Source organism: Cypionkella sp. (assembly GCF_030652235.1).
GTDB lineage: Bacteria > Pseudomonadota > Alphaproteobacteria > Rhodobacterales > Rhodobacteraceae > Cypionkella.
On record NZ_JAUSBA010000034.1, the window covers coordinates 206,936 to 226,369 of the forward strand.

The following is a 19,434-nucleotide window of genomic DNA, read 5'->3' on the forward strand; positions in this document are numbered from 1 at the left end:
ATTGGCTGGCCTGAACAATCAGGCCAGCACCATAATTAAAGACGACAGGGAGAGACCAAATGGTCCAAGATCTAGCCGCCTACGCCAAAGAAAAAGGCGTTAAGTACTTTATGATCAGCTACACCGATCTGTTCGGCGCACAGCGCGCCAAACTGGTGCCAGCGCAGGCAATCAACGATATGGCCGTCGATGGTGCGGGCTTTGCAGGCTTTGCCACTTGGCTTGATCTCACCGCCGCCCACCCCGACATGATGGCCGTCCCAGATGCCTCGTCTGTCACTCAACTGCCGTGGAAAAAAGAGGTGGCATGGCTCGCCTCCAACTGCGTGATGGAGGGCAAACCCGTCGCCCAAGCCCCGCGCAACGTGCTGCGCAAACTGGTCGATGAGGCCGCGAAAGAGGGCCTGCGCGTCAAAACCGGGGTGGAGCCGGAATTCTTCCTGCTGACTCCCGAAGGCGACAAAATCGCCGATCCCTATGACAACGCTGAAAAGCCCTGCTACGACCAGCAAGCCATGATGCGGCAATACGACGTGATCGCCGAGGTTTGCGATTACATGCTTGAACTGGGTTGGGAAGCCTACCAAAACGACCACGAAGACGCGACTGGCCAGTATGAGATGAACTGGAAGTACGACGACGTGCTGCAAACTGCCGACAAGCACAGCTTCTTCAAATTCATGATGAAATCCGTGGCCGAAAAGCACGGGCTGCGCGCCACTTTCATGCCCAAACCGTTCAAGGGCCTGACGGGTTCCGGTTGCCACGCCCATATCTCGGTCTGGGATCTGGCAGGCAAAAACAACGTATTCTCTGATGATAGCAAAGAGTTGGGCCTCTCCGACCGCGGCCGTAACTTTCTCGGCGGCATCATGAAACACGCCTCTGCTTTGGCCGCGATCTGCAACCCGACCGTCAACAGCTACAAACGCATCAACGCGCCGCGTACCTCGTCGGGGGCGACTTGGGCCCCCAACACTGTGACGTGGACAGGCAACAACCGCACCCATATGGTCCGCGTTCCCGGCCCCGGTCGGTTCGAGTTGCGCCTGCCCGATGGCGCGGCGAACCCTTACCTCATGCAAGCCGTGATCCTTGCGGCAGGCCTTGACGGCGTGCGCACCAAAGCCGACCCCGGCCCGCGCTATGACATTGATATGTATACCCAAGGTCAGACGGTGACGGGTGCACCCAAGTTGCCGCTGAACCTGCTGGATGCTTTGCGCGACTACGACAAAGACACCACCTTGAAGGCCGCGATGGGCCAAGAATTCTCCGCCGCCTACCTGAAGCTCAAGGCCAAAGAGTGGGACAGCTACGTCAGCCATTTCTCGAAATGGGAACACGAAAACACCCTCGACATCTAAGCTGAACCTTAGGGAGCGCCATTAATCCCGGCGCTCCCTAATCCGTTTCACATTGGCAAAAATACTCCCGCCGGAGGCTTGCTCGGCCGGATACAGCACAGGCGCTTGTCGTAAATGAACAGCGTCAAGCGTCATAACGCGCGCCGCCCCGGTCCCGAAGCCAAGGCAGCGACGCATCAGCGCTGGCCGGCTAAACATCAGGCGGCGCGGTGGTTGAAAACAAGTGCCACCGGCGGGGATAGTTAAGCGCAGCGAATGGCCAGAAGTGCAGGTTCGTTAATTTTTTCTAAACTTGGCCGCGTAACATACTGAGTATAAATGAAATTAAAAAGGTCCCGCGTTGGGACCAACAAAAAGGCCCCGGAAAATGTCCGAGGCCTTCTCAAATTCAGTTCCGCAGGTAAGCTTCCAAACTGTCTTCCAACGCGTCCTTCCACGGCGTGTGATGCACCGGCGCCATCGTCCCGGTGATCACCGATTTATAGGCATGGTTGCGGAAGGTCATGATCCCGGCTTTCTTGTGTTCCTTCCACTCAAAGAACGCTTCACAGGCCCCATCGACGTCAAAGCTGGGATAGTCGGTCTCGGCGTTCAATTCCTTCACATAGTCGCCCTGATAATGGATCGCATCATGCGCGTCCTGCCCCGCATCCTCGCGCGCCACCCGGTCCACCACATCGGCCAGCAGCACCGCCTTATCGCCCGGCACCGCAATCCGCCCCAAGATCACATCGCGCACCCACCAGGCTTGGGCGTCAAACATGTTGAAGGTGAACCACTGATCTTGCATCCCCACATAGAACAGCTTCGGGTTATTCACCCAAACCACACCTTTATACAGATCCGCAGCCGCCAAGCGGTTCGCCGTTTTCAGCCGCAGATCATCGGGCAGGAACGGGAAGTGATGCTTATACCCGGTGCACAGAATGATCGCATCCACCCGCTTGCTGGTGCCATCCTTGAAATAGGCGGTGGTCTCATCCACCCGCACCAGTGCCGGCACCTCAACGAAATTCTCCGGCCAATCATAGCCCAACGGCGCATTCCGATAGGCCACGGTGATCGACTTCGCGCCATATTTCCAGCATTGCGAGCCGATATCTTCCGCCGAATAGCTTGACCCCAGCAGCAGAATATCCTTGCCATTGAACTCCATCGCATCACGGAAATCATGCGCGTGCAGCACCCGTCCGCCGAATTTGTCAAACCCCGGATATTCCGGCACGTTGGGGGTTGAGAAATGGCCAGAGGCGACGATGACGTTGTCAAATTCCTCCTCATACATCCGGTCGGTTTTCATATCATGCGCGGTGACGGTGAAATTACCCTTGTCTTCATTGTATTTCACAAACCGCACCGGGGTCGAAAACCGGATCCAATCGCGCACGCCCGCCTTCAGCACCCGGCCTTGGATATAGTCGAACAACACGGCGCGGGGCGGATAGGATGCGATTTGTTTGCCGAAATGTTCCTCAAAGGAATAATCCGCAAACTCAAGACCTTCCTTCGGGCCGTTCGACCACAAATAGCGGTACATCGAGCTGTGAACCGGCTCGCCATTCTCGTCCAGACCCGTGCGCCAAGTGTAATTCCACAAGCCACCCCAGTTGGACTGCTTTTCAAAGCACACCACCTCGGGGATTTCCGCACCCTTCATCTTGGCCGATTGAAAAGCCCGCAGTTGCGCCAGACCAGACGGCCCTGCGCCGATCACTGCCACACGTTTTGCCATGTCTTCCTCCGAGTTGTCCGCGCCCGGTTCGGGCTGCATTCCTGTTGGAAAACAGGCTAGCGATACAGGCGCGCTACTGTCAAATTATTTTCCTGTTGGGAAAAAGATGAAGGGGGTGAATCTTTCGGCCTGCCTCAAAAATTGGCAAAGCCATCGCCGACAAAGCCCTTTCCACGGATCGCGGCTTGCGGCTAAGCTGGGTGCAAGCTTTGGGAGAGATCGTAGAAATGTCCAAATTCAATCAACCGCTTGGCGGCAATGAGATGGCGCGCTTTGGCGGGCCAGCCACGATGATGCGGCTGCCGACACAAGACACAGCGGCGGGGCTGGATGTCGCCTTTATCGGCATTCCGATGGATATTGGCACCTCGAACCGTTCGGGCACAAGGCACGGGCCGCGGCAAATCCGCGACGAATCCCGCATGCTGCGCCCCTTCAATATGGCGACCGGGGCGGCGCCGTTTGAGCATCTGCAAGTCGCTGATATCGGCGATGTGCCGATCAACACCTTTGATCTGAAAAAATCGGTCGATATCATCACTGACTATTACAACGGCGTGCTGGCGCATGGCGCTTTGCCGCTGACTTTGGGCGGCGATCACACCCTGACTTGGCCGATTTTGCGGGCGATCAAAGCCAAACATGGCCCAGTGGCGCTGATCCATGTCGATGCCCATGCCGATGTGAATGACACGATGTTTGGCGAGAAAGTCGCCCACGGTTGCCCGTTTCGGCGGGCTTGGGAAGACGGCTGCTTGCAAAATGATAAGGTTTTTCAGATCGGTTTGCGCGGCACCGGCTACAGCCTTGAAGACTTCGACTGGGGCCGCAAAAACGGCTGGACCGTGGTGCAGGCCGAGGAATGTTGGTATAAGTCGCTAAAGCCGCTAATGGCGGAAATTCGTGCCAAAATCGGCGACGCGCCGGTCTATCTGTCCTATGATATTGACAGCCTTGATCCCGCCTTCGCACCGGGCACTGGCACGGTTGAACCGGGCGGGCTGACGATCTGGCAAGGCCTTGAAATCGTGCGCGGATGTGCGGGTTTGAACATCATTGGCGGCGATCTGGTAGAAGTGTCACCGCCCTATGATCCGTCGGGCAATACCGCGCTGATCGGGGCGAATTTGCTCTATGAAATGCTCTGTGTTTTGCCGGGTGTGCCGCAGGGCAAACACATTGGCTAAAGCCCTTCGACCATGGTGATCATCACGCGGGCCGCACCGTCTCGCTCGGCTTTAGCGGCGCTGTATTCGGGCGAGGCGTAGCAGGCACGGGCGGTTGCCAGGTCGGGAAATTCGATCACAACATGGCGTTCAAATCCCGCGCCTTCGGGGTTGTCAGACACCCCGCCGCGCGCCAAAAATTTCCCGCCAAACTTCGCAAAAGCCTGTGGGGCGAGGGCTTGGTAGCCCTTGTACCGCGCGGCGTCGGTGACGGTGACGTGGGCGATCCAATAGGCGGGCATTACTTGGCCTCTTTCAGCAGACGGTGGGCGATTTTGGCGGCTTCATCGAGGTGATCGCAGACGGCTTGCGCGGCCGCATCAGGGTCATTGGCGCAGATCGCCGCACAAATCCGCGCCATCCGCACCGGGCCAGAAACGCGGCGGTCGGTGGTGGCCAAAGTCATCGCGCGCAGGCGGCTGATCCTGCCGTTCAGGCGCTGCACAACCTCCCATGCGATCTGATGGCCTGCGGCGGTGAAGATGATCTCGTAAAATCCTGTCGTGGCCGCAATCAAGGCTGGGTTATCGTTGGCTGCAGAGGTGGTCTCAATCGCATGGGTAGCCGCTTGCAGTTTGGCTTTCACCGTGGCGTCAGCGGTTTGCGCGCAGGCGGCGGCGGCGTTTTGTTCTAAAAGGAGCCTGATTTCATAGATTTGCGCGGCCTGCGCCCAATCCATCCGGGCCACCATCGGGCCTTTGTTTGGCATGATTTCGACGAGACCTTCGGCCTCAAGATAGCGGATCGCCTCGCGCACCACGGACCTGCTGACGCCAAGCTGATCACAAAGCGTGCGTTCGACCAAACGTTCGCCCGAGGCAAAGCGGCCCGACAGGATCGCGCTGCGCATCCGTTCCAGCACAATTTCCCGCAGGGTTTGCGGCGGATGGGTGATTTTCAGGTCATCAAGCGGGTTCATGTCCAGACTGTATCGAAAGCACCACATTACCGCAACTGGTTCTTGACATGCGGTCTTATGGTATACCAACATACCATCAAAGAAACCCAGCGATTCTGAGGCCCCAATGCCAGCCGTTATCCGCAAAACCCTGCTCCACGTTGAAACCACGCTGATCGAGGGCGGTAAGGCGGCCCCGGTGCCGTTGAAGCTGATCGCGGCGGCGGCGGTGGTGAAAAACCCATGGGCGGGGATGGGGTTTGTTGAGAACCTGAAACCCGCCATCCACGATGTTGCCCCCGAACTGGGCGCGTTGCTGACCGCGATGATCCTAGAGGCTGCGGGCTCGGGCGAGGCGATTGAGGCCTACGGCAAAGCGGCGATTGTGGGTCTGGATGGCGAGGTGGAACACGCTTCGGCGCTGATCCACACCTTGCGGTTTGGCAATCATTATCGCACCGCGGTCGGGGCGAAATCTTATCTGGCGTTCACCAATATCCGGGGTGGTGCGAATACCCCGGTGATGATCCCGCTGATGGACAAAAACGATGAAGGCCGCCGCTCGCATTACCTGACCATCCATTTTGCCATCCCGGATGCGCCAGCGGCGGATGAGATTGTGGTGGCACTGGGGGCCTCCATCGGTGGGCGGCCACACCACCGGATTGGGGATCGCTATCAAGACCTTAAGGATCTGGGACATGACGCTGCAAACCCTGCGGCTGTCTGACGGACAGCAGATCAGCTATCTGGAATTTGGCCAGGGCGAGCCTTTGGTTCTGCTGCACGGCGTCGGCATGTGCGCGGATGCTTGGGGGCCGCAGATCGCGCATTTTGCCAAAACCAACCGAGTGATCGCACTCGATATGCCGGGGCACGGGCTGTCGGATTTGCTGCCGGGGCAGCCTGCATTAACCGATTATGTCGCTTGGGCGGCGAAAACCCTGCGGCAGCTGAGTTGCAGTTTTGTCAATGTTGCGGGCCATTCGATGGGGGCGCTGATTGCGTCGGGGTTGGCGGTGGACCATCCCGATCTGGTGTTGCGGCTCGCGGTTTTGAACGGCGTTTACTGCCGCACGCCCGAGGCGCGGACGGCGGTGCAGGCGCGGGCGGCAGCTTTGGCCAATGGCGCGAATGACATCGACGTACCGCTGACGCGCTGGTTTTCCGATAGCACATCCGATCAGATCGTGCGGGCGCAAGTGGCGGGCTGGCTGAAAACGGTCAATCTGCAAGGCTATGCAGCGGCTTACCGCGCCTTTGCCAATGGCGATATGGCCTATGCCGAAGCTTGGCCGAAAATCCATAGCCCCACCTTGGTCTTGACGGCTTCGGGGGATGCGAACTCTACCCCGGCGATGGCAAAAGCAATGGCGAAGGCAGCACCGATGGGGCAGGCTGTGGTGATCGAGGGCCACCGCCACATGGTCAATCTGACGGCTCCGGCGCAGGTCAATGCGGCACTTGCGGCTTGGCTGGCGGTGCCGCTGCTGTCTGCTCAAAAGGGGATACGCGCATGACATTGGAAAACCGCCGTCTGCTGCGCGATGCCTTCGGCACATTCATGACGGGCGTGACCGTTGTAACCACGCTGGATGAGGCGGGCGCGCCGATTGGCTTCACCGCCAATTCGTTTTCCTCGGTGTCACTGGACCCCGCCCTGCTGTTGGTTTCCATCGCGAAAACCTCTGGGAATTATGCCCGATTTATCGCCGCAAAAGGCTTTGCGATCAATGTTTTGTCTGAGGGGCAGAAGGCTGTCTCCAACACCTTCGCCAAGCCGGTGGAAGATCGTTTTGCCAGCGTGCAATGGCAGCTTGGCCCGCATGGCGCGCCTATTCTGCACGGGGTTTCGGCTTGGTTCGATTGCTCTACCCATCAAGTGGTCGATGCGGGCGACCACGCCATTCTGATCGGTCATGTAGAGGCGTTTGAGGCCTCTGGGCAGGCTGGTTTGGGCTACTATCGCGGGTCTTATTTTACGCCTGCACAGGCAGGGGCAGCATTGGCGAGCGGCCCTGCGGTGGTGGTCTCGGCTTTGATCGAGCAGGACGGTCATGTGCTGTTGCAAGACGACGGGCGCGGTGGGCTAAGCCTTCCTACGGCGCGGGTCGGGGCGCACGGCGCCACCGCGGCCTTGCAGGCGCTGATTGCGGCTGCGGGCGTGCAGGCGGTGCCGGGTTTCATCTATTCGGTCTATGAAGATGTCGCGGCGGGCCAGCAGCATATCGCGTTTCTTTGTCCCAGCACGGGCGGCACCCCCAGCAAGGGCGGCTTTGTTGAGCTTAGCCCCAAGGGCTTTGATGACGTGACCGACCCCGCCATGCGGATCATGCTGGAGCGGCTGGCCGACGAGGCCCGCGTCGGCGATTATGGCATCTATTTCGGCAATCAGAATGTGGGTCGGGTCGCCTCGGTGGCGACCAAAACCGAAGGAAACACGCCATGAAATTTTCGTTGTTCGTGCATATGGAGCGGGTCAGTGCCGATGAGCCGCAGCAACGATTGTATCAGGAAATGCTGGAACTTTGCCAAATTGCTGATGAAAACGGCATGCATGCGATCTGGACGGGCGAGCATCACGGCATGGATTTTACCATCGCGCCGAACCCGTTCCTGAATTTGGTAGACCTCGCCCGCCGCACCAAGAATGTGCGGCTTGGCACCGGCAATGTGGTCGCCCCGTTCTGGCATCCGGTCAAACTGGCGGGTGAGGCCGCGATGGCTGATCTGATCATGGACGGCCGCCTTGATCTGGGCATCGCGCGCGGGGCCTACAGCTTTGAATATGACCGGATGAGCCCCGGTTTGGATGCCTGGACAGCCGGGCAGAAAATGCGCGAACTTATTCCGGCGATCAAGGGCCTGTGGGCCGGCGATTACGCGCACAACGGCGAACATTGGCAGTTCCCGAAAACCACCTCGGCCCCGAAACCGGTGCAGCAGCCGTTTCCGCCGATCTGGGTGGCGGCGCGCGATCCGAACAGCCACGATTTCGCGGTGGCCAATGGTTGCAACGTGCAGGTGACGCCGCTGCATATGGGTGATGAAGAAGTGGTCAGCCTGATGGAGCGGTTTAACGCCGCCTGCGCCGCGCATCCCGAAATGCCACGCCCGAAAATCATGGTGCTGCGCCACACCTATGTCGCGGATAGCGAGGCCGACGCCGATCTTGGCGCGGAAGAATTAAATTTGTTTTACAACTACTTCGGCGCGTGGTTCCTGAACAAGCGCCCGATCTCGCAGGGTCTGATAGAGACACTGACACCCGAAGACGTGGCTTCCCATCCGTTCTATTCAGCGGCCGCGATGCGCAAGAACAACATCGTCGGCCAACCCGCCGAGGTGATCGCGCGGATCAAAAGCTATCAGGATTTGGGCTATGACGAGTTTAGCCTCTGGATCGACTCTGGCATGAGTTTTGCGCGCAAAAAGGCGTCACTGACGCGCTTTGTGCAGGATGTAATGCCGGCGTTCGCTTAAGCCAAATTTCCCGCCCCCAAATTTCGCCTAAGGAGGCTCTATGCAGCGGTTCCAACACTATATCGGTGGGGTTTTTGAGGATGGCGCGGCCAGCTTTGAAAGCCTTGATCCGGCGACGGGTCAGCCTTGGGCGGTGATGCCAGAGGCCTCGGCTGCCGATGTGGGCCGCGCAGTTGATGCCGCGTGGGATGCGTTTTGCAGCCCCGCTTGGGCGGGTTTGACGGCTTCGGCGCGGGGGAAGTTGCTGTATAAGTTGGCCGATCTGGTGCAGGCGGCGGCGGCTAAGCTGGCGGCTTTAGAGACGCGCGATACCGGAAAAATCATCCGCGAAACCTCGGCACAAATCGCCTATGTTGCGGAATATTATCGCTATTATGCGGGCCTTGCTGATAAGATTGAAGGCGCGCATCTCCCCATAGACAAGCCGGATATGGAGGTTTGGTTGCGCCGCGAACCCCTCGGCGTGGTGGCGGCCATCGTGCCGTGGAACAGTCAGTTGTTTTTGTCGGCGGTCAAGCTTGGCCCTGCCTTGGCTGCGGGCTGTACGGTGGTGTTGAAGGCGTCCGAGGACGGTCCCGCGCCGATGATGGAATTTGCGCGCCTTGTGCATGAGGCGGGCTTTCCTGCGGGCGTGGTCAATATCCTGACCGGCGGCCCTGCGGCGGGCGCAGCCCTTACCACCCATCCCAAGGTCGCCCATATCGCCTTCACCGGCGGCCCGGAAACCGCGCGGCATGTCGTGCGCGGCTCGGCGGAAAATCTCGCCTCAACCTCGCTGGAACTTGGCGGCAAATCGCCGTTCATCGTGTTTGAGGATGCCGATCTCGATTCGGCAGTGAATGCGCAGATATCGGGGATTTTCGCGGCGACCGGGCAAAGCTGTGTGGCGGGGTCTCGGCTGATCATTCAGGCTTCGGTGAAAGACGCTTTCCTCGCCAAGCTGAAGGCCAAGGCGGAAGCCATCCGGATTGCCGCGCCTGATCTGATGACCACCGAAGTTGGCCCGCTGTGCACCCAGCGCCAACGCGTGCGGATCGCGGGTCTGGTGGCGCAATCCATAGGGCAGGGGGCGCAACTGGTGACGGGCGGCGTGGTGCCGGAGGGTCCCGGTTTCTACTATCCGCCGACCATTCTTGATTGCTCGGGCTTGCCCGATGCGGCGGGTTTGCGGCAGGAGTTTTTCGGCCCGGTGCTGTCGGTGATCAGCTTTGAGACCGAAGCACAGGCTTTGGCGCTGGCGAATGACACGGTTTATGGCCTCGCCTCGGGCGTGTTCACCCGCAGTCTGACCCGGGCGCATCGGATGATCCGGGGCATCCGCGCCGGGGTGGTTTGGGTGAATACCTACCGCGCGGTGTCGCCGATTGCACCGTTTGGCGGGCACGGCATGTCAGGGCATGGCCGTGAGGGCGGCTTGGCGGCGGCGTTGGATTATACCACGGTCAAGACGGTGTGGCTGCGCACCTCGGATGATCCAATTCCCGACCCGTTTGTGATGCGCTAAAACTGAGGCCTTTGCGATGGTGAAAAACCTACCACATATGGTAGATTCCCGTCAAAATTCGGCCAAAAAACACAAGTCAATCCCCGCGGGGAAGAACTGAAGCTCTCGCCATCAGCCTGCAATCGCTACCGCAGGCCGCCCGGCCACATGCGCGGCTGCGGCATGCGAGGCCGCAGTACAGGCCTGTTTGAACTTGGCACCGCCCACGATGCAAGCCGCCAGCGCGCCGATAAACGCATCGCCTGCACCGTGGGAGCTGACAACGGCGATCTTTTCAGCGCGGATCGAGAAATGCTCATCCTCGGCGCTCCACGCCGCCAGTCCCAAGCTGCCAGCGGTGACGATCACGCTTTCAAAGCGATCCGCCAGCTTTTTTGCAGCAGCAGAAGCGGCTTTCAGGCTGGCGATGGGGCTTGTGCCCATCATCTCGGCTTCCACCGCGTTGACCACCAGCACATCGACCAAACGGGCGAATTCCGCTGACAGCGGGCGGCTGGGGGCGGCGTTCAACAAAGTGCGGATGCCACGCGCGCGGGCGGCTTTCGCGGCGGCCAGATTGATCGCCTCAGGCACTTCATTTTGCAGAACCAGCAGGCCGACATCCTGCCAAACCTCAGGATTTTGCAGCATCTCAGGGGCAATATGCAGGTTTGCGCCCGACACAATCGTCGCCGCATAATCGCCACTGGCGTCCATGATCGCGACACTCATGCCCGATGCCACAGCGTCGCAGGTGGCAACAAAGCGGTGATCGACGCCCGAACTCTGCAACCGTGCCCGCATAAAGGCGCCGAAATCATCCGCCCCCACCGCGCCCAGCATCCGCGCGGCTGCACCGTGCGCCTGCGCCGAGACCGCCTGATTGCCGCCCTTACCGCCGAATTTCGGATACCAGCGGCTGCCCACCGCCGTCTCATCGCGGCGCGGCAAATGATCGGCCTCGACCACGATGTCGTAATGCAGGCTGCCGACCACAAGGACGGTGCTTCCGGTCAGGCGGGCGGGCTTGGTCATCTTGGCCTCATTGTCTGCGTTTTGACTGTACGGCGCGCATGGTGCGATCCAGATTTTGATCGGCGGTGGCGCGGTCGCGCTGGGCTGTCGCCACAAACAGCGCATCCAACAGGTTCAACTGCGCAATCCGCGCCGTGGCATTCTCCCCCAGCAGCGGCGAGTTCTGCGCGGTCGAGCACAACACCACATCGACCAAGCCGGCCAGCGGGCTTTCGGCATAGTTCGTCACCGCGATGATCCGCGCGCCATTGCGCCGCGCCAGGTCCACCGCATCCAGCACCGATGCCGTGGTGCCAGAATGCGAAAACGCCACCACCACATCATCGGGGCCCAGCAAAGCCGCCGACATCATCATCATATGCGCGTCATCAAATACGCTCGCCCGGATGCCGATGCGCAGAAACTTATGCGCCACATCGCGGGCAATTTGGGCCGAGCCGCCAAGGCCATAGAAATCGCGCTGCTTGGCGCGGTGCAGGTAATCTACTGCGCGATCAAACGCCGCCAGATCAAGGATGGCAAAGGTTTCCTCCAGCGCTTGCATCGCGGTGCGGAACACCTTTTGCACGATCTCACCAGAGCCGTCTTGTTCTGAAATTTCAGAATGCAGGGCGGCGGTGTCGGAATTGTAGTAATCGACAAGACCCTGACGAAACTCACGAAAGCCGGCAAAGCCCAGTTTTTTGGCGACCTTCACCACCATCGCATCGGAAACGTCGGATTTCTCGGCCACCTCCCGCAACGGCGTTGCTGCATCAATATCCTTGCGTGCCAGAATATCGCTGGCGACCTTGCCTTCCAACGGCGTCAGGCTGGGCAGCTTCATGCGGATCTGTGCCGCCACGGCTTTTGGATCGCCCATGTTTCCCTCGGATTTCCAAGACGCGTTTCATCCGCTTATCGTGCCTAGGGCTGTATTCAAGCCGACACATTTCAGCAAAATTCCACGTATACTTGTAAAGAAATTAGACCACTGTCTTACCCGCCAGCGCAAGCCGCGCGATTTCTTGTGCTGCAATCGGGTCTTGACGGCTTTGGGCATCGGCGAAGCGATTGTCGCCTGCCATCACATCCACCGCTGCCAGCATCCGCCGCACGGTGCGAATGTTAGCGGCACATTCCGCCACCGGATCAAGGCCCGAGGCATCTGGGAAAGTGTCAAAATAGATCGCGCCCGCAAAGCCGCCGCGCTTAACCTCGCGCAGCAGTTCCAGTGTCGCTTGTTCGTGTACTGCGGCCACCATCAGCCCATCATCGCGCTTGGCGTAACCGTCGTTCAGATGCAGGCCCAATAGGCGGCTGTGGCGCTGGATCAGGGCTGCGGCAAAGGCAGGCTGTTCGTCGGCATAAAGCGCATGGGCAAAGTCGATGGTGACGCCAAGGTTGGCAGCGCCGACTTCTTTGATCGCCAATAACGTGGTCGCAGCATTCGGAAGAACGCTATAAGCTCTTGGTTCGTTGGGCTTATACTCGATAGAGATCAGGCAATCATCATCATGTGCGGCAACTTCGGCAATGCCTGCAATCTCATCCTGCCACAGCGCCGCATAGTCGCACTGGAAGGTATAATCAAAGCCATCCTGCCCCAACCACAGCGTCATCATTGGCGCACCAATGGCGCGGGCGGCATCAATGCCGCGCTTGGTCAGGTCAATCGCCTCGCGCCGCACCGTGCGGTCGGGGTTGGTGAATGCGCCGCGTTTGAAAGCCGGATTTGAGTAATAGCGCATCGCCAGACCACTGACCGAAAGCCCGCAATCCGCCACCACTTTTGCGATTTCCGAAGGCTCTGCGCCGATGTGATCGGGGTAGTTGAGGTCCAATTCTGTCAGTCCGTCAACCGTCGCGGCCCGTTGAATTATTTGCGTCAGTGAGGGCTTTTCGGCCAGATCTGGCCAGTAATCCGAAGCCCCTGAGGCAAAGGAATTGATCCTGGTTGCGAAACGGTTTCCGAGCATATGATTCCTCCTGTCTTCACAAATACTATACTTCTTGTAAAGTGCGAAGCAAATTCCTCGCCCACATACGCGCAGGTTGCCTAGGATTTCCAAGCACAGCTGTCGTTACCGCATTATGGAACACTGTGACGCAGCGACGGTTTGTAGCCCAGATGGAATCATTGCGACAAGCAACACAAACCATATGAAAATTTTCTCTACACGTTTCACGGGGAAATCGTGGTGCCCGGAGACGGAATTGAACCGCCGACACGCGGATTTTCAAGCCGGGTCTATTGACACAAAATCAAAGTCTTACGATGCAAAACCGCGTCAAACCTTCCCCCAAGTATCAAAGCCTTACGCGGATTTTGTCAAACCCGTTTTGGGCGACATTGATGTAAAAACCTCCTCCCAAGAGTGCCAAAAAGGCGCGCTTCGCAGCACTCAAACTGCGACTGCTTTGTGTCATGCAATCCTCGCCTGCGACCCCGCCGACGCCCGCGAAATCATGGCTGTGGCCTACGCTGATCTGTCCATCGGGATGCCGATTGCGCCACTTGTTGGCTTGATGGATGAGGCCGATTTCTGGGCTGACATGGCGACAGTCGCTGAGTTGAAAGCCTACTGCCTCGCCTGCTTCACTCGCCTGCCTGCAAGCGATCAATCTGCTTTCCTCGCCTACGTCCAGCAGTCGAGGGCGGCATGAGTGTGGAAGATGTAAGGGCCGCGCTGCATCACGCCCAGGACGTAAATTTGCCCGATGATCTGGACCGGCAGCGCACAAATCCCCAGGCAACATCTGCGAGCGTTACCCCCTTGCGCGCTGGTGGCGACCAGCTGAGGCCGCGCGCCAAGGCGTTGCTGGCAGCGGCGGTATGGTCTGGCGACTTTGAGGCTTCGGTTGATCGCGACTATCTGGTGAAAGGTTGGCTCGACCGTGGCGCCGTGTCGGTGATCTACGGGCCGTCAAACGTGGGCAAGAGCTTCCTTGCCCTCGACCTGGCACACCACATTGCCAAGGGGCTGCAATGGGGCGGCCGACGCGTCAACGCGGGCCGGGTCCTGTATCTTGCGGCCGAAGGTGGCACGACCTTTGCCAACCGGGTGGCGGCGCTGCAAGATCCTGCATTCTGGGTTTTGCAGGTCCCTTTGACCTTGACCGGCAAGGATAGCGCGGCGGTGGCGCTTTCGGAAATGATGCAGCACCTGGCCGCGACGGGCGGCGGGAAATTTGATCTGATCATCCTCGACACTCTGAGCCGCGTCATGGGCGGCAATGACGAAAACGCAGCGCCCGATATTGCCGATCTGGTTCACAACCTCGACCATATCCGGCGCGGCACTGGCGCGCATGTTTTGATCGTGCATCACACTGGGAAGGATGCGGGACGCGGCGCGCGGGGCCATTCCTCGCTGCGAGCCGCAATCGACACAGAAATTGAACTTTCGCGGGATGACGAAACAGGGGTCATCACTGCGGAAGTGACAAAGCAACGCGATGGGCCGACCGGCTACAGGTTTGCCTATTGCCTTCGCCAAGTTGAACTTGGCCGGGATAGCGATGGCGACCCGGTGACGACCTGTCTTGTCGAGCCGACGGATTCCGCACAGGCGGGCCGGGTGGTATTGTCGGATGCAGCGCAGAAGGCGGTTGGCATCCTCGACAAGATGGTTGCTGAGGGTGGCGAAGTTATCCGCCACCCCAGCTACCCTGGCACGCCTTGCGTGCCATTAGCCGACTGGCGTGAGGCCTGTCTTTTAGAAGGTGCCGTGTCATCCGCTAAGGACCGGGATGGAAGGGGAAAGACCTTCCTTCGGGTCAGGTCAGACCTCGAGGCAGCGCACATTATCCTCATCCGTGACGAACGGGTCTGGAAGGTGCAGCATGCATAGCTTGCCCTCTATCCAATTGGCATTGCTGAATAAATCGCCAACCCTCGCTTCGTCCGACTGCACCCGGACATGCAGCCATGTCCGGGCATGTCCGGGCATGTCCGGGTGTCCGGACATTGCATCATGTCCGGCAATGTCCGGGCATGTCCGGGCGGCAACTAACGTATTGATAACAAATAATAACACCCCGGACATGTGGCAGATATCCCATGTCCGGACACAGGCACACGGCGTTATGTGTTCCGGACACTTGGGGGGAAAGGGGAAACCCCCCTTAGGGGGGTTCCCCTTCCCACCTCCGGGATACGCCCGAAACCGTTTGGTCTGTCTGGTGCTGGGGAGTTCTAGCGATGAATAGAAGTGCTCGAAGGAAACTCGCCGCGAATGCCGACGCTCTGTCGGTGCTGATGGCTGCATCGTGCTTGGGCTACAGCAAGGCCGGGGCATTGGGGCGGATCAAGGACGCTGCTGCCACCAAGGCGCTCGAGGGTGCCTTCGCCTCGATGCTGCGCCAAGGGGGCGAGCCGGTGGTGATCCAGATCGGCAATGAGGTGGCGAACGCCTTTCCCTTCCAGTCGGTGCCTGATGTGATTTTCGCCTCTCTGGCAAAAGCATGGCTTGCCGTTGGCATCGACCGCGCAGGCAGGGGAACCTACGCCATGCGGCGGCTGGTGATCGCAGGCGGCACAGAGGCGCAAGAGCGTGACATTGCCGAAGTCGCCATGCTGGGCGAACTGGCGCGCGAGCTAAATGTTCCCGGCTTTCCTGTCGGGACAACGGCGGGGCGCAGATAATGGCGCTCGGGTCCTTCCTAGGCAAACTCTGCACACGGGTAATTCGCACCCCGTTACATCGAAGTGGGGTATTATTTTACCACCTTACTGTCGATGTTGCTGTTGTTGGCCTTGATATCATTGGTGAAAAATCAAGCGAATTGGCTGGGTGGGCCATGTGTCGGGCACAAAATCACCCCCGTTATTCGGTGAGTGGGAAAACCCCGAAACAGCGCGGCCTTTGCCTCCGTGGGTGGCGTGGCGCTGAATTTAATCAATCTTACCTTCCGACCCCCAACAAATTGGAGAGAACAATGGATCCTGGGATGACCTCTGACGAAAGAGTGTGCGCTACGGTAGTGGCAGAACTTCACCATGCGATGCGGCACCTGATGGGCGTTAACGGCTTGTCGGTGACTGAAATACTTTCCGTCATGCACGCGGAAATTGTCACGCAAATAACATCGGTCTTTGGCGGGCGCGTTGCAGCGGAGTGTTGCGAAGCTGCTGCGAAGCGGGTGGCTGAAATGCCGCCCAAGGCCGATTTCGCGGCAGATATCAGCGGCGCGGTGATGCAGTGAATCCGCGCTTTGACCTTACCGGCGAAATTGGCATCGACGCCGCAACCGGTGCCTCGATCGGCGCGTTCTGCGATGCGAACCCAGGCCCGATCGACGTCTTCATAAACAGCTTTGGTGGCATCGCGACCGAAGGCGCGGCGATATTTGCGGCGCTCGAGCGGCACGGGAACGCCACGGCGCTTGTGCAGGGTGTTGCGGCCAGTGCGGCCTCTCTGGCGATGCTGGGCGCAAAGCAGGTGCTGATCGCGGACTCGGCCCTAGTGATGATCCACGAACCCGGCGCGCTTGCCTTCGGCACGTCTGTCGACATGCGCGCGATGGCCGCAACTCTGGAAAAGATGACGGCGGTTTACGCCGCCATTTATTCCCGCGCGACCGGCAATCCCGTGGCGCGGGTCGCGGCCTGGATGGCCGAAGAAACCTGGCTTACCGCCGAGGAAGCGGTGGCGCTCAACTTCGCCGATGCGATTGCACCGGCAGGCAAAGACGTGGCGGTTATAGCCGCGGCTTTCGACTATCGGAAATTCAAAGCTGCGCCGCCACACCTAGTTGCGCAGGCATTGAAAAACGGCTGGGCGACCGTATCGCCCGAACCCAAGAATGGATTGAACGCATGAACGCGATTCTCAACACTACCGGGCAAGTTCCGGCACGAACTTTGGCCCAAATGCGGCTGGTGGCGTCGAAGGCCGATCTGAAACCGGCGCTGATGGAAGCTTTCGCCGAGGGCGCGGCGGCGCGTGGTTTGACGGCCGTGCAGGCTCAAGCGGCGATTGCCGGTGTCATTTTCATGGCAACGAACCCACTTGCTCGGAACGTCGACGACGCCACACTGATCAAATTGACCGATGAATTTCTTGCGAAGGTCAAAGGCGACACGACCGGCACTAAGGTCGAGACGCCAGTCGAGCCGACCGCATTGGCAGGGGAAGTCTTGATGGCATACCTCGCCGCCGAAGATGCGAAACAGCCGGTTCCGCGAAATCACACGGCGCATGTTGGTCAGTCTTGGGACAGCCCCGCCGCAATGGCCCACAAAATTGCAGACGCCCGCGCTGCTGCCATTGCCCCGATGATGGGCCTCAAGCATGAGCCTACCGTGGGCCGGGAGCTTGGCCCCAACACGCTGGACCATGCGCGCCAGTGGGCAAAGCAAAGCGGCGCGCAGATGCGCAGCGAAGCCGATATGATGGAAGCATTCGTCACGGGCCGAGTCACCGGCAAGATTGCATACATGTCCGGATCGCATACGACTTCGGACTTTCCCACCATCGCGGGTGGTTCTGTCCAGATCTTGATTGGCCGCGCCCTCGAGCAGACTCCGGTTGGTCTGGCGCTTTGTGCCAGCAAGATCACGGCAAGCGATTGGCGCGCCCGTAAGATGCCCAACGCATCGGCTGCAAGCTCGTTGACAAAGGTTGGCGAGGCCGGCGAGGTGAAGTTCCGCACGATTGACACCAGTGGCGAAGCGGTGCCGGCACCTGATCGTTATGCCGGTGCCTTCCGCGCGACCGAGGAACTGCTGACGAATGCGGCGGCTGGTGGCTATGACCTCGAGATTGCGATTGCAAAGGCGCTGTTGGACGCCGCACAGGAATCGCAACGGAGTGTCTTGGCGGCGGCGATCACGGGTAACGCGGCTATGGCTGACGGAAACCTTATGTTTTCTTCGCAGCACGCGAACATCGCGGGCGCGGCATCGGCGATCACCGTGACCAGCCTGGGCGCGGCGCGAACGGCAATGCAGCGGTTTATTGACAGCCGCAAAGCCGCGCGCCCAGTGACGCCATATATCATCCTGGTGCCGCCAGAAAAGCAAACCGAGGCTGAGCAGATCATTGCCCAGATCACTGCGACAAAGTCATCTGATGCAAACCCATTCGCGGGCAATCTTCAGGTGGTTTCCGACCCTGGCCTTGCGGGAACTGCGACTTATCATTGGTATGTGTTGCCCAATCCGGCCACGACCGATGGCTTGGCGCTGATCACGATGGAAGGCATGGATTCGCCGCAAGTCGAGGCGCGCGACGCTTGGCCGGATTTTGGGATGACCTGGCGCGTCCAATGGCCTCTGGCGGCGGCATTCATCCGCTCGAGCTGGTATCGCACCCAAGGCGCGTAAACACGCGCAGGAGGGGCGGCAAGGGCCGGGCAGGGAAACCTGCCCGGCTTCGTCATGCTTGGGGTTACGCGTCAACCTTCCAGGAGACTAGAGGCGGTAGGGGGTCATCTAAGCGATAGGCTGGGGCATTAGTAAGTGCAGGCGATATCAGCACCAGTTCAGGTCGCTGGAAGGCCGTTCCCGCTTAAAGTGAAAGGCGCAACGGCGGGGATGATGGTGAAGAAGAGTCAGCCACTAGGCTGTGCGGCAGAGTATTCTGCTATTACCCACAACACGCCTTGGAGAACGCCATAGAGCACTGCGGTTATGCCGATAAGCATTGCCGCAGTTCCAACTAAAATAACCCACTGAGGCCAAGCACGCTGAGGAAACATGTTAATTTGCTTTCCCAGGCCTGACTTCCAACGCACGTTCAGGACCACTGGCAAGTCTCTAAATGTGTCAATTATCGACAGTGTGAACGCTTCATAGCCTGAAAGATTGGGAATCGAAATGACCAGCCGTCCATCCGGCAAGAGAGAAAGAGTATGTTGGCGTGGATTCCAAATCTCAAAATGCTGAGGCCGCCAATTCAGAATGATTTCAATATCTTCTATTGAGGCGCGTCCGACATTCTGAAACCATATCTGTTGGGTTCTTACAGGGAAGCTGCCATCTTCATCTAGGCGCGGCAATGAGTAGTAATGTTGGTGCGAAACTGACCAAATGAGCTTGCCGCGAGCGACAAGCAATCTGCCTCCGATGCCCGTTAATACTGCAAGCAGAATTGCCTGCCAGAAACCAGAGTCTAAAATTTGGCTAAACCATTCCATGTCGCAGCTTTCCGCACTCTTTTGCCAGCCGAATTGCCAGCCTCGGCTATGTGTATCATACGGCCCTGATCAACGCGTGGAATTTCTGG

20 protein-coding genes are annotated in these 19,434 nt (G+C 59.1%); 13 read left to right on the forward strand and 7 right to left on the reverse strand.

The features are described from left to right. The first annotated feature begins 59 nt into the window (after positions 1 to 59). Entirely contained in the window at positions 60 to 1,367 is a 1,308-nt protein-coding gene (gene glnT, locus Q7V03_RS11575; RefSeq protein WP_304925749.1) for a type III glutamate--ammonia ligase, read from the forward strand. A gap of 388 nt (positions 1,368 to 1,755) precedes the next feature. On the opposite strand, the gene Q7V03_RS11580 is transcribed toward glnT, so the two are convergent. Next, positions 1,756 to 3,099, reverse strand: a complete 1,344-nt coding sequence (locus tag Q7V03_RS11580) for an NAD(P)-binding domain-containing protein (RefSeq protein ID WP_304925750.1) — start codon at positions 3,097 to 3,099, stop codon at positions 1,756 to 1,758. Between the two features lie 227 nt (positions 3,100 to 3,326). On the opposite strand from Q7V03_RS11580, the gene speB reads away from it, so the two are divergent. Beyond that, entirely contained in the window at positions 3,327 to 4,286 is a 960-nt protein-coding gene (gene speB, locus Q7V03_RS11585; RefSeq protein ID WP_304925751.1) for an agmatinase, read from the forward strand. On the opposite strand, the gene Q7V03_RS11590 is transcribed toward speB, so the two are convergent. Together Q7V03_RS11590 and Q7V03_RS11595 are read right to left on the reverse strand one after the other, a co-directional pair. Then, positions 4,283 to 4,567: a DUF1330 domain-containing protein gene (locus tag Q7V03_RS11590; protein ID WP_304925752.1), complete on the reverse strand. Its 285-nt coding sequence runs from the start codon at positions 4,565 to 4,567 to the stop codon at positions 4,283 to 4,285. The two genes, speB and Q7V03_RS11590, sit on opposite strands and share 4 nt — an antisense overlap. Further along, on the reverse strand, positions 4,567 to 5,244 hold the full coding sequence (locus Q7V03_RS11595; protein WP_304925753.1) for a GntR family transcriptional regulator: 678 nt from the start codon (positions 5,242 to 5,244) through the stop codon (positions 4,567 to 4,569). Before Q7V03_RS11595 ends, Q7V03_RS11590 begins: the two co-directional genes overlap by 1 nt. A 106-nt stretch (positions 5,245 to 5,350) precedes the next feature. Between Q7V03_RS11595 and Q7V03_RS11600 the strand changes: the two genes are divergently transcribed. The 5 genes from Q7V03_RS11600 to Q7V03_RS11620 are packed head-to-tail and all read left to right on the forward strand — an operon-like array spanning position 5,351 to position 10,210. Then, complete coding sequence (locus Q7V03_RS11600) at positions 5,351 to 5,953, forward strand: amino acid synthesis family protein (protein ID WP_304925754.1); 603 nt, start codon at positions 5,351 to 5,353, stop codon at positions 5,951 to 5,953. Beyond that, positions 5,925 to 6,743 carry an alpha/beta fold hydrolase gene (locus Q7V03_RS11605; protein WP_304925755.1) on the forward strand — a complete coding sequence of 273 codons (819 nt, stop codon included), beginning with the start codon at positions 5,925 to 5,927 and terminating at the stop codon, positions 6,741 to 6,743. The genes Q7V03_RS11600 and Q7V03_RS11605 overlap by 29 nt, the downstream gene beginning before the upstream one ends. Then, complete coding sequence (locus Q7V03_RS11610) at positions 6,740 to 7,672, forward strand: flavin reductase family protein (protein ID WP_304925756.1); 933 nt, start codon at positions 6,740 to 6,742, stop codon at positions 7,670 to 7,672. Before Q7V03_RS11605 ends, Q7V03_RS11610 begins: the two co-directional genes overlap by 4 nt. After that, positions 7,669 to 8,706, forward strand: coding sequence for an LLM class flavin-dependent oxidoreductase (locus Q7V03_RS11615; RefSeq protein ID WP_304925757.1), 1,038 nt, complete (start codon positions 7,669 to 7,671; stop codon positions 8,704 to 8,706). The genes Q7V03_RS11610 and Q7V03_RS11615 overlap by 4 nt, the downstream gene beginning before the upstream one ends. Positions 8,707 to 8,746: 40 nt before the next feature. Then, positions 8,747 to 10,210: an aldehyde dehydrogenase gene (locus Q7V03_RS11620; RefSeq protein WP_304925758.1), complete on the forward strand. Its 1,464-nt coding sequence runs from the start codon at positions 8,747 to 8,749 to the stop codon at positions 10,208 to 10,210. 111 nt (positions 10,211 to 10,321) lie between these two features. On the opposite strand, the gene Q7V03_RS11625 is transcribed toward Q7V03_RS11620, so the two are convergent. The 3 genes from Q7V03_RS11625 to Q7V03_RS11635 all read right to left on the reverse strand — a co-directional run bounded on the left by Q7V03_RS11625 (position 10,322) and on the right by Q7V03_RS11635 (position 13,182). Continuing rightward, positions 10,322 to 11,224, reverse strand: a complete 903-nt coding sequence (locus Q7V03_RS11625; RefSeq protein WP_304925759.1) for a PfkB family carbohydrate kinase — start codon at positions 11,222 to 11,224, stop codon at positions 10,322 to 10,324. A gap of 7 nt (positions 11,225 to 11,231) precedes the next feature. Then, positions 11,232 to 12,086, reverse strand: a complete 855-nt coding sequence (locus tag Q7V03_RS11630; RefSeq protein WP_304925760.1) for a MurR/RpiR family transcriptional regulator — start codon at positions 12,084 to 12,086, stop codon at positions 11,232 to 11,234. A 103-nt stretch (positions 12,087 to 12,189) separates the two neighbouring features. Continuing rightward, positions 12,190 to 13,182 carry a sugar phosphate isomerase/epimerase gene (locus Q7V03_RS11635; protein ID WP_304925761.1) on the reverse strand — a complete coding sequence of 331 codons (993 nt, stop codon included), beginning with the start codon at positions 13,180 to 13,182 and terminating at the stop codon, positions 12,190 to 12,192. A 238-nt stretch (positions 13,183 to 13,420) separates the two neighbouring features. Here Q7V03_RS11635 and Q7V03_RS11640 point away from each other — a divergent pair, with 238 nt between their 5' ends. The 6 genes from Q7V03_RS11640 (at position 13,421) to Q7V03_RS11665 (ending at position 18,533) form a co-directional block, all read left to right on the forward strand. Then, positions 13,421 to 13,870, forward strand: coding sequence for a hypothetical protein (locus Q7V03_RS11640; RefSeq protein ID WP_304925762.1), 450 nt, complete (start codon positions 13,421 to 13,423; stop codon positions 13,868 to 13,870). Continuing rightward, positions 13,867 to 15,057, forward strand: a complete 1,191-nt coding sequence (locus Q7V03_RS11645) for a helicase RepA family protein (RefSeq protein ID WP_304925763.1) — start codon at positions 13,867 to 13,869, stop codon at positions 15,055 to 15,057. The genes Q7V03_RS11640 and Q7V03_RS11645 overlap by 4 nt, the downstream gene beginning before the upstream one ends. 350 nt (positions 15,058 to 15,407) lie before the next feature. Continuing rightward, on the forward strand, positions 15,408 to 15,851 hold the full coding sequence (locus tag Q7V03_RS11650; protein ID WP_304925764.1) for a hypothetical protein: 444 nt from the start codon (positions 15,408 to 15,410) through the stop codon (positions 15,849 to 15,851). A gap of 305 nt (positions 15,852 to 16,156) precedes the next feature. Then, entirely contained in the window at positions 16,157 to 16,411 is a 255-nt protein-coding gene (locus Q7V03_RS11655; protein WP_304925765.1) for a hypothetical protein, read from the forward strand. Next, positions 16,408 to 17,028 carry a head maturation protease, ClpP-related gene (locus Q7V03_RS11660; protein WP_304925766.1) on the forward strand — a complete coding sequence of 207 codons (621 nt, stop codon included), beginning with the start codon at positions 16,408 to 16,410 and terminating at the stop codon, positions 17,026 to 17,028. Before Q7V03_RS11655 ends, Q7V03_RS11660 begins: the two co-directional genes overlap by 4 nt. Further along, positions 17,025 to 18,533, forward strand: a complete 1,509-nt coding sequence (locus Q7V03_RS11665; protein WP_304925767.1) for a Mu-like prophage major head subunit gpT family protein — start codon at positions 17,025 to 17,027, stop codon at positions 18,531 to 18,533. The genes Q7V03_RS11660 and Q7V03_RS11665 overlap by 4 nt, the downstream gene beginning before the upstream one ends. 227 nt (positions 18,534 to 18,760) lie before the next feature. On the opposite strand, the gene Q7V03_RS11670 is transcribed toward Q7V03_RS11665, so the two are convergent. Beyond that, entirely contained in the window at positions 18,761 to 19,345 is a 585-nt protein-coding gene (locus tag Q7V03_RS11670; protein WP_304925768.1) for a hypothetical protein, read from the reverse strand. Positions 19,346 to 19,434 lie beyond the last annotated feature (89 nt).